The following is a 12,403-nucleotide window of genomic DNA, read 5'->3' as shown; positions in this document are numbered from 1 at the left end:
CCCCGGGCCGGGAGCGAGCCCGCGGCCGGCACTATCGCGTGCCGTGCAACTCCTGCTGCCACAGGGCCTCGCAGAGCAGGTCCAGGCCCTGCCGCACATGGCGCCGATAGGTCCCGTACGGCAGCGAGAGGCGGCGGGCGGCGGCCTCCTGGGTGGGCGCACCGGAGAAATAGCCCGCCGTGAGGGCATCACGGGCGCGCACTCCGCGCGGGTCACCGGCGAGATCGTCGACGGCCTGGCGCAGCAAGGCACGCAGCTCCCCGACCGGGTCGGCGAGGTCGGCCGCGAGGCGGGTGCGGGTCAGCGCGCAGGCAGCGAAGGCCGCGGAGTCGCGCCAGTGGGTCAGGGCTTCGCGTACGGCCTGGTCGAACGCGGTGCGCGAGAAGCCCGACGGTCCGGGCGCGGCGGGTGCTTCGGTGGCCGAGATGAAGCGGCCGAGCCAGGCTTCGACCGGCACTTGGCGCCAGTCGACGCAGAACAGCCCGTACGTGTGCTCACCCACGCGTGGGCGCGCACCTGTGTCGTCGAGGGTGCCCTTGACGCGCTCGGCCCAGGTCTCGGCGTCCCTCCAGACCGCGAATCCGTAGGCACGGCCGCGAGCACGAGCGGACTCCGCCTGGGCACGCGAACTGCTCAAGTCGATGACGCGGGAGGGGACTTGATATCGCTCCGGGTAGATGGTGAAGCGGCTGACGCCGATGTGTTCGCCGGGGCCGACCGGCGCGGAGGCGTCCGTGTGCGCCCACGCGGCGGCGACGACGGGGTCGGTGGCGAGGTCCTGCGGATCCGGAGGGGCCGGTAGGGCGAGTCGGGTCGTGAAGGCCACGATCCTGCCCGTGCTGACGAGACGGTAGACGCTGAACGCCTGCGGCTGGCGCTCGGCCCAGTAGCGGACCAGGACCGCCGAGGCAGGGCCCTCGGTCTCCTCCGCCATCCGGAGCACGGCGTCCAGGTCATCGGGGTGCAGAGGGCGGTCGTGCACCTCGTCCTCTCGCGACCAGGTGCGCAGGCGAGCGAGGATCTCCCTCTCCCTGAAGAGGTGGAAGAGGTCGTCGGTGACGGTCCAGACCCGTTCCTCGGGAGCCTCGCGCAGGAGGCGCAGATACTCCTCGGCCAATCGCTGACGCATGTTCGCGAAGGCGTGCGGAGCCCGCCAGCGCAGGTCGGCGGCCAGTGTCTCGCGCGCCGCGTCGTGCGGGTGGAGCCCCCGGTGCGTCGATTCCATGAAGGGCAGGTCCCGCAGCCACGAGAACAGCAGATGGGCGTCCTCCTCGGGCAGCACCGCGGTGAGCAGTTCCTCGGATGTCGAGTGGGCCTGTGCCACCACCTCCAGCGCGCGGCGGTGGGCCGCCGAGGGTACGTCACCGATCAGCCCGGCGAGCAGGGTGCGCAGTACGTCCGCCGACGGGGCCCAGATCGCCTCGCTGCCACAGCCCGCCGATCCCGCGGCCGCAGCGAGGGACAGGGCCAGGGGGTTGCCGGCGGCGAAGCGGAGTACCCGGTCCCGCAGTTCCGGCCGGATCTGCGCCGCGGCGAGCAGGCTGCGGGACTGCTCCTCGGAGAACGGCTGGAGTTCGGTCACGTGCAGGAGCCCGGACCAGGCGGGGTCGGTGGTCCACTGCGGCTGGGGTGTCTGTCGCCCGCCCAGGACGACCAGGGTGCCGTCGGCGGCGCGCGGCAGAAAGTGCTGCCACAACCAGCTCTCCAGCCACTGGCTGTGCTCGAAGGAGTCCACGAACAGCACCGTGCCCGCGACATCGAGGAAAGGCCCGGCCGCGCGCTCGAACTCGGCCGGGTCCCGGCTGACGAAACGGCCGTCGAGCTCCACCGGCAGCCGGCCCGCCGCGCGAGCCCGGTCCGCCATGCACCGCAGCAGCGTCGACTTCCCTATGCCGCCCGGCCCGCACACGTAGAACGCGAACGGTGCCTGTGGATCACCGGCCAACGCCCGCTCGAAGCGCCCGAGTTCCTCGTCCCGGCCGACGAAGGCCCGTGTGCGAGCCCTGCTCAGTCTTTCGCCCACGGACACCATGGCCGCTCCCATCCCCATGTCTCAGCACGTACACGCGCCCGCTCAACTAGAGGGATTACAGCCACGAGAGGTTCGCACGGGATGGCGTTGCGCCGCGGGATGCGTCGGCGTCGTCCGTGTCACCAGGTACGTGTCACTTGACGGTGCCCAGGTTTCCGTCGTCGGGGTGGCCGGTGACCAGGAGGGTGGCCTCCTCGACGCGCTGGAAGCGGCCGTCCGGGGCGAGTTGGGCGAAGAGGTAGACCTCGGTGCGGGAGGTGCGGCCGTTGTGCTGCGTGATGGTGACGGTGTGGCGATCGGCGTAGCGCAGCCCGTCGCGCAGTTCTTCGTGGACCTCTATGTGTCCGCTGCGGACGAGGGAGCGCAGGCGCGTCATGTGCTGTACGAAGGAGGCCCGGTCGCTCCACTCGCCGTTCGTGCGCTGGCGGTAGTCGGGGGCGAAGTGCCGCTCCAGGGCCTCGGCGAGGTCGAGATCCGGGGTGAAGAGCAGGTCGTTGATGGCGCGGGTGATGTCGGTGGGTGTCATTGGTGCTGTTCTCTCCTGATGGGGGGCGGTGCCCGGGGAAGGCTCCACGGAGGCGCCGACGTCAGAGAGGCGCGGGAGCACTTCGCGTCGGGGTGAAATCGATGCAGAGGGAGGCGGGGCCGCGCGTATACAGACCGGTTTCCCGGTAGCGGACCCCGGGCGTGTGGCGGATCTCGTCGAACAGGGAGAGCAGCATCTCCGCGACCGTCTCGATCTCGGCGCGCGCGAAGGCCGCCCCGACGCACTGGTGGAGCCCCGTGCCGAAGGCCAGATGCCGGGCGGCGGCGGTGAAGGAGCGGGTGGTGCCCAGGTCGGCGCGATGGATGTCGAAGGCGTCCGGGGCTGCGAAGGCGGCGGGGTCGCGGTTGGCCGCGCCGATCATGCAGAAGACGGTGGCACCGGCGGGGACGGTGCTGCCGGCGAGCACGACGTCCCGCTCCGTCTGGCGGGGGATGAGCTGGACCGGCGGGGTGTAGCGCAGGGTCTCGGCGATCGCGGCGGGCAGCAGGGCGGGGTCCCGGCGGACCTGCGCCAGCTGCTCCGGGTGGTCGATGAGGTGCTTGAAGAGGAGGGCGAGCGTCTTGTCGGCGGGCTCGACGGCGGCGACAAGGACGTTGATGACCAGCGCGGTCACTTCGCGGTCGCTCATGGCGGTGCCGTCGAACTCGGCGGTGCACAGCTTCGATATCAGGTCCTCGCAGGGCCGGCGCCGGCGCTCCTCGATGACCGGGGCGAGGTGGGCCTCCAGCCGCTCGGCACGGTCCAGGCACCGTCGGCGTTGCTCGGCGGTGAGGTCGATGCCGGTGACGAACTCGGTGACCCCGCCGAGCCAGTCGGCGATCTGCCGCCTGTCCTTCTTGTCCAGGCCGAGGACGTCCAGCGTCACGTCGATGGCGAGTGGCCTGCCGAAGTCGTTCACGAGGTCGATACGCCCCCGGGAGAGGAAGGGCGCGACAAGCTCGGCGGCGTTGGCGTGGATGGCCCGTATCTGCTCCTCCAGCGCCTGCCCGGTGAACCCGCGTACGACGATCTTCCGCTTGGCGGTGTGCTCGGCGCCGGTCATCTGCGCGAGAACCGGCCCCCGCATCACCGGCTCGGCACGCACCTGGAGCATCTCCGTGGTGAACGTGTCGTGGTCGGTCAGCACCCGCTTGACGTCCCGGTGGCGGGAGACGAAGTAGCTGTCGATCGCCGACTCGTAGTGGATCGTGTCCTGCTCCCTCAACCGCGAGAAGTAGCGGTAGGGGTCGGCGGCGAAGTCCTCGGACAGAACGCTGAATCGGGCATTGACCTGGGGCACGGCGGAGAGCTTGTCAGAAATCGGCAGATGAGCGGTAGCGCGTGCTGACGTCGAGTGAGCACGTGGAAACGTGACCGCAGGTCGAGAAGCTGCCGGTGCGGAGCGCTGAGCGGGGGTGCATCCTGAGAAGTGGGCACGTCAGGTCGTCCAGCCGGCTCAGCGACGGCAATAGTCTCAGCGACGGCAATAGCCAAGGAGCAGGTCATGCCATCCCTGCATTTTCATGTGAACTCCTCGATGAGCCCGTCCGAGGTGATGGGGGTGCTGACCAACTTCGGCCCCTCCCGTGTCGAGGAGTGGCCCTCCATCGACGCGGAGCATTTCCAGGTGCACGAGCGGGGAGACACCTGGGCCGAGGTCACCGAGGGTAATGAGAAATCGTGGGAGCGCGCACGCTACGAATGGGACCCCGCGACGAATGAGGTCACCGTCACCACCCACGATTCGAAACCCTTCGGTTCGGGTGGCTGGAACTTCCACATGACACCCACGGACGAAGGCACCCGCGTCGACGTCGATCTCGAACGGCATCCCAGCTCGCTCAAGGCAAAGATGCTGTCTCCGATCATTCCCTTCGCGGGGCCGGTGTTCCGCAAGGCGTTCAGGGAGCCCCTGCACACCACCTAGCCATATCGCCCCTGGTCAGGACAGCAGGGAGCGGCCGATGATCTCCTTCATGATCGCGGTCGTGCCGCCGTAGATGGTCTGGACACGTCCGTCGGTGAACGCCTTCGCTACGCGCTGCTCGGTCATGTAGCCGTATCCGCCGTGCAGTTGGAGACAGCGATCGGCGACCCGCTTCTGGAACTCGGTCGCCACCACTTGGCCATCGACGCGTGCACGGCGTCGAGCTTGCCGTCCTCGTGATCGGCGATGCAGCGGTCCAGGAACGTGCGGGTGACGGCGCACTCGGTCGCCATCTCGGCGATCTCGAACCGGATGCCTGCGCCCGCCAGGGTGACACCTGGGCCGCGCTCCGCCCGGTCGCCCCGACCTGGTGGTCGGCTAGGGCTGTGAGGCGACGTGCCGGTCAGCCGGCCCGTCGGTGCGAGGACGAGGTCCCGGAGGCAGAGATGACGGTGAACCGGCTCGGTCTGGTCGTGCACGGCGGACGTACGGAGGCCGTGGAGGCGAGCCATGTGGTGCGCGCCTGGTGCGAGGAGCACGGCGTACGGTGCGCGGACATCGACGTATGGGACGACGGCGGCCGGCGCAACGCCCGCGACGAGGTCGAAGCCGCGGGTCGCCCCGACCTCATCGTCACCCTGGGCGGAGACGGCACCTTCCTGCGCGGCGCACGGCTGGCCGCCGAGGGTGACGCGCTCGTGCTGGGGGTCGACCTCGGCCGAGTCGGTTTCCTGACCGAGGTACCCGCCGCCGAAGTACGCCTGGCGCTGGACGCGGTGCACGAGAACCGTCTCCACATCGACAGCCGCATGCTGCTCGCCCTGCGCGCCTCCAGACGCCTGGAGGTACCGGCGGACGTCGGGAAGATGATGCGGTACGGCCGCGGTCCCATGCTGCCGGCGCCTCAGGTGCGGCCGGACTGCGAGGTCGACGACGAGTGGGGCATCCCGCTCAACGTCACCGCGCTCAACGACGTGGTGCTGGAGAAACTCTCCAGGGACCGCCAGGTGTCCGTCGGCGTGTACGTGTCCGGCCGGCTCCTGGCCTCCTACTCGGCCGACGCCCTGCTCGTGGCCACCCCGACGGGCTCGACCGCCTACAGCTTCGCCGCCGGCGGCCCGGTCGTCTCACCGCGCGCCGAAGCACTCGTCTTCACACCCGTCGCCCCGCACATGACGTTCAACCGCTCCATCGTCACCGCCCCCGACGAACCCGTCGGGCTGCGCGTCCTCGAACGGTCGGGGCAGGCCGCCGTCAGCATCGACGGCCAGGTGCGGGGAGTGCTCGAACCGGGGGACTGGATCGGGGTGTTCGCCGCACCACGACGCCTGCGGGCCGTCCGGCTCGGGCCAATGGACTTCTACGGCCGTCTGCGTCAGCGCATGAACCTCACGGACGCTCCGGCAGCCGTCGCCGACGGAACTGCCGCGCCCCTGTGGTCCGTCTCGACACCGCCGCCCAGAGACCTCTCACATCTGACCCTGCTCACGGTCCCGGACGGACACTGAAGCCCACGCACGCCTCAATAGCCCTGCTCGATCGCCTTCTCCCGCATCAGCCTTTCCAACTCCTCGTCGGACAGCGGGTGCAGCGTGTCGAGGAGGTGACGCAGGCCGGGTTCATCGAGGTACTGGCTGTTGACCTCGGCCTCCGCGTGGCGGAGAGGGCGGATGAGGGTGATGGCGCGGGTGCCTCCGGGGAGTTCGCGGACCGTACGCATGTCGCCGCGCGTGTCCACCGAGCACGTGACGTCCTTCTGCACCAGCTCGGGGCATTGCGGTGTCGGCGTGAGCTGCGAGCGCATGGTCAGGCCCACATACCCGACCTCGTTCTGCGCGACGGGGCGATAGTCGACGCCGACATGGGCGGGCCCGACCACGACGCGGGAAATCTGCATCCCCGGCGGGGCGGCGCCCACGTACAGCAACTCCGGATGCTCGCGGTACCGCGCGACCTCCGCCGCATGCTGATGCTCCCGCGCCTGCGCCGGGCCGAGAAGACCCCCGTACATCACGCAGGTCGCCAGCGCGGCCCCCGCCCCCAGCCGCACCCACCGGCTCGGCACGAAGAACGCCGCAGCGACGGCGTACGGCACTCCCGTGAGCGCAACGCGTGTGCCGGCGCTCCCGAGGTCGACGTCCGCACTGTAAGCAGCAATGCCGGCCGCGACGCCGACCGTACCGAGGAAGAAGACCAGCACCGCCCAGCCGAGTCGCCCGGCCACGGAGCCGCACAGCGGCACCACCGTCCGCGCCGAAATACCCGCCAAGGCCAACAGCCCCACCGTCAGGGGCGCCCCCAACATGAAGGCCAGCCCCGCAGCCTCGGTCCCACCGCCCCACCCCGTCACCAGCAACCCGAAGCCGAGCACCGGTACCGCGGCCGTCATCGTCGCCCAGACCAGAAGGAGATGAAGAGCCGCCAACGACCCTCTGCCACTCGCGACCCCTGCGTCACCCGCCATGCCCGAAGATTGCCAGCCGGCGTTCAGGCGCACATGAGTTCTCCTACTCAGAACGCCTTCCCTCACCCGTCGGGTCAGTCCGGAACCGCCCCGAGACGACACGCGAGATCGACCGGATCGTCCAATGGGCGTCCCACGGCAGCCGTACGCCTCGGCCCTACCTCGTCCGGTACGCCCGCAGAAAGGTCCGTACTCCCTCGACGACGAGTGGCCGGACGCGGGTGTCCTCCGCCGCGTTCGCGGAGCCGAGTCTGTCCAGTGCGACGCCGAAGGTCAGGGCGATGAACTGGTCGGCGGCTAGGCGGGGGTCGGGGACGTCGAGCAGGCCGGCCTCGGCGAAGGCGGCGAAACGGTCGGCGATCGCCTCGTCCGGGGTGTTGGCCATGGCGTTGTAGCCCCGGTGCGGCAGGTTGCCGGACTCAGCGCGGACCAGTCGTTGCAGCGTGGCGTACTCCGCCGAGCCGAGCATGTCGGTCGCGATGCTCATCGAGAACGTGATCAGGGCGTCCTCGAGGTCGGCGGACTCCGTGACGTCGGTGAGGGTGTCGTCGAGGGTGCGTCGGATCGTGGTGATCAGTGACTGGCCGACGGAGTCGACGACCGCTTGCAGCAGCGTCTGCTTGTCGCCGAAGTAGTCGTAGACCGTCCGCTTGGACACCTCGGCCCGCGCGGCCACCGCGTCGACGCTGGACCGGTCGAAGCCGTCGGCGAGGAACAGTTCCCGGGCCGCCGAGAGGATGGCGGCCCGCTTCACCGTGGAGCCCTCGCGCAGTGTCTTCGTGGTCGGCATGGGCACATCCTAACCGTTCTACACTGCACGGTGTAGTGTAGTAATCGGGATGTCGGCTCGGCGTGTGCCGACCGGCGTCGGAACCTGACGGGAAGGACGTCCATGACCGCAACTCTCGCTCCACCGGTTCGCATCGGCAGGGCCGCTCTCGGGGCCCTCGGCATGCTGGCGGTGGCCACCGGTGCCCTGGAGTCGGTGGTGACACCGACGCTCCCGCTCCTGCAACGCGAACTCGACATGAGCCCCTCCGAAGGGGCGTTGCTCAGCATCGTGCTTCTCATCACCGGCGCGCTCGTCACCCCGGTCGCAGGCAAGTTAGGCGACCGCTACGGCGGAAAACGGATCCTGATCCGGCTGATGGCGGTGGTCTGCGCCGGAGGGCTGGTGTCCGCCCTCGCGCCGAACCTGCCGGTACTGCTGCTCGGTCAGGTACTGCAAGGAGCGATGGTCGGCGCGCTGCCCCTGTCGTTCATCCTGGTGCGCAAACACCTCCCCGCCGGGGAGTCGAAGGTGGCCATCGGGGTCGTCAGCGGGTTGTTCGTCGGCGGCGGGATGGCGGGCACGCTGTCGGCCGGGCCCGTCGCCGAAGGGCTGTCCCGGCACTGGATGTTCGCGCTGCCGACGATCGCGGTCATCGGCTCCACCGCGCTGGTGAACACGCTGATGCCGCATGACCCGCCGGGTCGCTCGGACGACACCGGGGTCGACTGGCCCGGCCTGCTCCTCCTGAGCGGGACACTGGTCACGCTCATGCTCGTGCTGGCCCTGGCGCCCGACGTCGCCTCGCAACCCCTCGTGCTCGGCGCCCTCATCCTGCTTCTGGCCGCCTTCGCCGGCGGATGGATAGCCGTCGAGCGCCACGCGACCTCTCCCATGGTCGATCTGCGCATGCTGGCACGGCCCGCGGTGTGGAAGTCGTGCGTGCTGACCTTCGTCATCTGCGTCGGGACCTCGGTCGCGGTCTATCTTGTCCCACAGCTGTTCGCGGTGCCCTCCGAGGAGTACGGCTTCGGGGCCAGTGCCACCGCGATCGGCTTCTTCCTGCTGCCGGGCGCCGTCGCCGCGTCGCTGGCCGGGCCGATCAGCGGGATCGGGGCGCGGCGCTACGGCTCGCGTGCCGTGGTGACTGCGGGGATCGTCCTCATGGTCACCGCCCTGATCGCCCTGGCAGCCGTGCACACCGAGGTCTGGCACCTCGTCATCGGCAAGGTGATGATCGCCCTCGCCAACGGCCTTTGCGTCACCGCGTTGGTGACCGGCACCGCCACATCCGTCGCGCAGGGCGACACCGGTATCGCCACCAGCCTGGTCCTGGTGACTCGCGTCCTCGGCTACGCCGTGGGTGCCCAGATCAGCGGCGCGATCCTCACCGCCGCCACTCCTACCGGGTCGGACGTCCCTGCCGAATCGGCCTTCGTCACCGGCTTCGCCATAGCCGCCGCCGTCACGGCGCTGTCCCTCCTCGTCACCCGCACCATGAGCAAAGGAGTCAAGGAATGACCCGCACCGGTCTGTTGAGGGACAGCGGCATCACGCCGAGGCGAAGGGTTCTGATATCCGGCGCCAGCATCGCGGGGCCCGCCCTGGCGTTCTGGCTGAACCGCTACGGATTCGACGTCACGGTCGTCGAGAAAGCGGGCGCAATTCGTGGCGGCGGCTATCCCATCGACGTACGCGGCACGGCACTCGACGTCGTCCGGAGGATGGGCATCCTGCCCGAACTGCAGGACGCCCACATCGACCTGCGCCGGCTGACCTTCCTCGACGGGGACGGCAGCGAGGTGGCCTCGGTCGAACCGCACGCCGTGACGGGCGGTGTCGCGGGGCGGGACCTGGAGGTGCGGCGCGGGGATCTGACCAGCGCTCTCCACACGGCCGTACGTGACGACGTGGAGTTCCTTTTCAACGACTCCATCTACACCCTCGACCAGTACGACCACGGGGTCGACGTGACCTTCCACGGGGGCGGCAGAGGGACGTACGACATGGTGGTCGGTGCGGACGGTATCCACTCACGCACCCGCGAACTCCTCTTCGGCCCCGAGCAGCAATTCCACCGTTACCTCGGCTACTGCTTCGCGGTGTTCACCATGCGGAACACCCTTGGGCTCTCCCGCGAGACGGTGATGTGGAACGCCCCCGGCAGAGCCGCGGCACTCTACGCCGTGGGGGACGACGACAGCGTGCACGCCTTCCTGAACTTCGCCCACCCCGAACCGCCGTTCGGCGCCTTCCGGGATCCGGAAGCCCAACGGGACCTGGTCGCCGAGGTGTTCGCAGACGCGGGGTGGGAGGTGCCGGGCATGCTTGCCGCCATGCGCGACGCGGATGACCTGTTCTTCGACGCGGTCAGCCAGATCCGTATGCCCCGCTGGTCCAGCGGCAGGGTCGCGTTGGTGGGCGACGCGGCGTACGCGCCCTCGTTCCTCACCGGACAGGGCTCCAGCCTCGCGCTCGTCGGCGCGTACATGCTCGCCCATTCCCTCGCCGACCGGGACCACGTCGCGGGCTTCGCCGCCTTCGAGGACAGCACCCGTGAGTTCGTGACCATGAACCAGGATCTGGTCGGCGAGGGCGATGCGGCACTCTTCCCGACCACCGCCCAAGCCCTGAAGCAGCGTAACGACATGCTGCGCGATCTCAGCTCCATGCCCGCAGCGGAGGCACGTCCGGCCCACTCGGCCCTCGCACTGCCGGAATTGATGCCCGTGGCGTGAGCTCGGTCATGCGCGCCTGGGACGGGTGTCACTTGTCCTCGGCGCGTGGGGCGGTCGCGGGTAGCTCCACGGTGATGCGGATCCCGCCGGCAGGGCGCGGGGTGAGGGTGAGGGTGCCGTCATGGGCGTGGGTGATGGTCTTCACGATGGCCAGGCCGAGGCCGACGCCCGCGTGGTCGGTGTGGATGCGTTCGGTGCCGCGCCGGAACGGTTCGGTGAGCGTCGAGATCAGCTGTGGGGTGAGCTCTTCGCCCGTGTTCTCGACGGTGAGCACCACGGTCTCGGGGCGGACGCCGGTGGTGACCCGTACGGTGCCCCGCTCGGGCAGGTTGTGGACGATCGCGTTGTGCAGGAGGTTCATGGTCAGTTGCAGCAGCAGCGCTTGCGAGCCGTTCGTGGGCGCGGCGTCGCCGCTGGTCTCGATGGTGATGCCGTGCTTTTCGGCGAGTGGGAGGAGCGTCTCGGTGGCTTCCTCCGCCAGGAGGGAGAGGTCGACGGGTTCGCGGGTGAAGGACCGCTGCTCGGCACGGCTGAGCAGGAGCAGTGCCTCGGTCAGGTCGATCGCCCGGGTGTTCACCGCATGGAGGCGGTCCATCAGCGTGCCGGTGTCGGGATTCGGATCGGCGCGCGCCACGTCGATCAACGACTTCGAGATCGCGAGCGGGGTACGCAATTCGTGAGAGGCGTTGGCCGCGAATCTCTGTTGCTCGGCGACATGCGCTTCGAGCCGCGCGAGCATCGTGTCGAAGGCGTCGGCGAGTTCGCGGAACTCGTCCTTTCGGCCCGGTAGCCGGATTCGGTGGGAGAGCGATCCGTTCGTGGCCACGCGGGTGGCGTCGGTGATACGGCTCAAGGGGGCGAGGACGCGGCCGGCGAGGAACCATCCGCCCAGCAGACCGAAGACCAGCAGAAACGCCATCACGGCAGCGGCCGCGGGGGCGAAGGTGCGCAGAAGGAGTTGACGGTTGGGATTCTCGTAGAGCATTCGCCGGTCCCAGTCGTCCGGGACGTATTCCAGGAGCGACACCCATACGGCGGCGAGCAGCAGGACACCGGCGAGCATGACGAACCCGGCATAGCTGAGGGTGAGTTTGACGCGAACGCTCAACCCGGGCGCCCTATCCACCGTCTGGTCCCTCGTTTCCGGCCTCCGACGGCGTTTGGATGCGGTAGCCGACACCCGGCACCGTGGCGATCAGCCAGGGTTCGCCGAGTCGTTTGCGCAATGCCGAGACCGTGATGCGGACGGCGTTGGTGAACGGGTCGGCGTTCTCGTCCCACGCCCGCTCCAAGAGCTCTTCGGCGCTGACGACACCGCCCTCGGCGGCGACGAGGACTTCCAGTACGGCGAATTGCTTCCTGGTGAGTGCGACGTAGCGGCCGTCCCGGTACACCTCCCTGCGGAACGGGTCGAGCCGCAGACCCGCGATCTCGCGCACAGGCGGCCTGTTGTGAGCGCGTCGGCGGTCGAGTGCCCGGAGCCTGAGCGCGAGCTCGCGGAGTTCGAAGGGTTTCGTGAGGTAGTCGTCGGCGCCCAGCTCGAAACCGGAGGCCTTGTCGTCGAGACGGTCGGCCGCGGTGAGCATGAGGATCGGCATGCCGCTGCCGGAGGCGACGATGCGTTTGGCGACCTCGTCACCGGACGGTCCGGGGATGTCACGGTCGAGGACGGCGATGTCGTATGCGTTGACGCTCAGCAATTCCAACGCGGAGTCGCCGTCGCCCGCGATGTCGGCCGCGATGGCCTCCAGACGTAGGCCGTCGCGGATGGCTTCCGCCAGGTAGGGCTCGTCCTCGACGATCAACACGCGCATGTGATCGATGCTAGGAGGCGGCACGTATCGTCGGCATATCGAAAACCGCATACGTGCCGGCTACACCGCGCTGCCTTGACTGGCAGCATGCCCCGAACCTCACGATTACCAGGAACATCGTCCCGCCGGATCG

General features: G+C 69.4%; 11 protein-coding genes and 1 pseudogene. 4 read left to right on the top strand and 8 right to left on the bottom strand.

The window, feature by feature from the left end; translation table 11 throughout:
• Nucleotides 1–31: 31 nt before the first annotated feature.
• From PGH47_RS01440 to PGH47_RS01430, 3 genes are all read right to left on the bottom strand, one after another.
• Nucleotides 32–2,023, bottom strand: a complete 1,992-nt coding sequence (locus PGH47_RS01440) for an AAA family ATPase (protein WP_271661824.1) — start codon at nt 2,021–2,023, stop codon at nt 32–34.
• 142 nt (nt 2,024–2,165) lie between these two features.
• Entirely contained in the window at nt 2,166–2,558 is a 393-nt protein-coding gene (locus tag PGH47_RS01435) for a nuclear transport factor 2 family protein (protein ID WP_271661823.1), read from the bottom strand.
• A 61-nt stretch (nt 2,559–2,619) separates the two neighbouring features.
• Nucleotides 2,620–3,858, bottom strand: coding sequence for a cytochrome P450, cyclodipeptide synthase-associated (locus PGH47_RS01430; RefSeq protein ID WP_271661822.1), 1,239 nt, complete (start codon nt 3,856–3,858; stop codon nt 2,620–2,622).
• 204 nt (nt 3,859–4,062) lie between these two features.
• Here PGH47_RS01430 and PGH47_RS01425 point away from each other — a divergent pair, with 204 nt between their 5' ends.
• On the top strand, nt 4,063–4,485 hold the full coding sequence (locus tag PGH47_RS01425) for a hypothetical protein (protein ID WP_271661821.1): 423 nt from the start codon (nt 4,063–4,065) through the stop codon (nt 4,483–4,485).
• Between the two features lie 15 nt (nt 4,486–4,500).
• Here the strand turns inward: PGH47_RS01425 and PGH47_RS01420 are convergent.
• Nucleotides 4,501–4,799, bottom strand: a pseudogene (locus tag PGH47_RS01420) (acyl-CoA dehydrogenase family protein); the annotation flags it as partial.
• A gap of 132 nt (nt 4,800–4,931) precedes the next feature.
• Here PGH47_RS01420 and PGH47_RS01415 point away from each other — a divergent pair.
• Nucleotides 4,932–5,993 (top strand): NAD(+)/NADH kinase, encoded by a 1,062-nt coding sequence (locus PGH47_RS01415; protein WP_271661820.1) that lies wholly within the window; start codon nt 4,932–4,934, stop codon nt 5,991–5,993.
• A 14-nt stretch (nt 5,994–6,007) separates the two neighbouring features.
• Here PGH47_RS01415 and PGH47_RS01410 read toward each other — a convergent pair whose 3' ends face one another.
• Nucleotides 6,008–6,982 carry a hypothetical protein gene (locus PGH47_RS01410; RefSeq protein WP_271661819.1) on the bottom strand — a complete coding sequence of 325 codons (975 nt, stop codon included), beginning with the start codon at nt 6,980–6,982 and terminating at the stop codon, nt 6,008–6,010.
• Nucleotides 6,983–7,106: 124 nt separating this feature from the next.
• On the bottom strand, nt 7,107–7,739 hold the full coding sequence (locus PGH47_RS01405; protein WP_150505816.1) for a TetR/AcrR family transcriptional regulator: 633 nt from the start codon (nt 7,737–7,739) through the stop codon (nt 7,107–7,109).
• Between the two features lie 102 nt (nt 7,740–7,841).
• Between PGH47_RS01405 and PGH47_RS01400 the strand changes: the two genes are divergently transcribed.
• Together PGH47_RS01400 and PGH47_RS01395 are read left to right on the top strand one after the other, a co-directional pair.
• On the top strand, nt 7,842–9,239 hold the full coding sequence (locus PGH47_RS01400) for an MFS transporter (protein WP_271661818.1): 1,398 nt from the start codon (nt 7,842–7,844) through the stop codon (nt 9,237–9,239).
• Nucleotides 9,236–10,456 (top strand): FAD-dependent monooxygenase, encoded by a 1,221-nt coding sequence (locus PGH47_RS01395; RefSeq protein WP_271661817.1) that lies wholly within the window; start codon nt 9,236–9,238, stop codon nt 10,454–10,456. The genes PGH47_RS01400 and PGH47_RS01395 overlap by 4 nt, the downstream gene beginning before the upstream one ends.
• Nucleotides 10,457–10,484: 28 nt before the next feature.
• Here the strand turns inward: PGH47_RS01395 and PGH47_RS01390 are convergent, their stop codons facing one another.
• Together PGH47_RS01390 and PGH47_RS01385 are read right to left on the bottom strand one after the other, a co-directional pair.
• Nucleotides 10,485–11,564, bottom strand: a complete 1,080-nt coding sequence (locus PGH47_RS01390) for a sensor histidine kinase (RefSeq protein ID WP_271661816.1) — start codon at nt 11,562–11,564, stop codon at nt 10,485–10,487.
• A gap of 10 nt (nt 11,565–11,574) precedes the next feature.
• Nucleotides 11,575–12,270 carry a response regulator transcription factor gene (locus PGH47_RS01385; protein WP_271661815.1) on the bottom strand — a complete coding sequence of 232 codons (696 nt, stop codon included), beginning with the start codon at nt 12,268–12,270 and terminating at the stop codon, nt 11,575–11,577.
• Nucleotides 12,271–12,403 lie beyond the last annotated feature (133 nt).

The organism is Streptomyces sp. HUAS 31, from assembly GCF_028198125.1.
GTDB lineage: Bacteria > Actinomycetota > Actinomycetes > Streptomycetales > Streptomycetaceae > Streptomyces > Streptomyces chartreusis.
This window is presented reverse-complemented; position numbering and strand designations above follow the sequence as displayed.

Coding starts and splice junctions, on each gene's coding strand:
- PGH47_RS01435 (WP_271661823.1), bottom strand. CDS start 2,558: ATGACACCCACCGACATCACCCGCGCCATCAACGACCTGCTCTTCACC.
- PGH47_RS01425 (WP_271661821.1), top strand. CDS start 4,063: ATGCCATCCCTGCATTTTCATGTGAACTCCTCGATGAGCCCGTCCGAG.
- PGH47_RS01415 (WP_271661820.1), top strand. CDS start 4,932: ATGACGGTGAACCGGCTCGGTCTGGTCGTGCACGGCGGACGTACGGAG.
- PGH47_RS01405 (WP_150505816.1), bottom strand. CDS start 7,739: ATGCCGACCACGAAGACACTGCGCGAGGGCTCCACGGTGAAGCGGGCC.
- PGH47_RS01400 (WP_271661818.1), top strand. CDS start 7,842: ATGACCGCAACTCTCGCTCCACCGGTTCGCATCGGCAGGGCCGCTCTC.
- PGH47_RS01395 (WP_271661817.1), top strand. CDS start 9,236: ATGACCCGCACCGGTCTGTTGAGGGACAGCGGCATCACGCCGAGGCGA.
- PGH47_RS01385 (WP_271661815.1), bottom strand. CDS start 12,270: ATGCGCGTGTTGATCGTCGAGGACGAGCCCTACCTGGCGGAAGCCATC.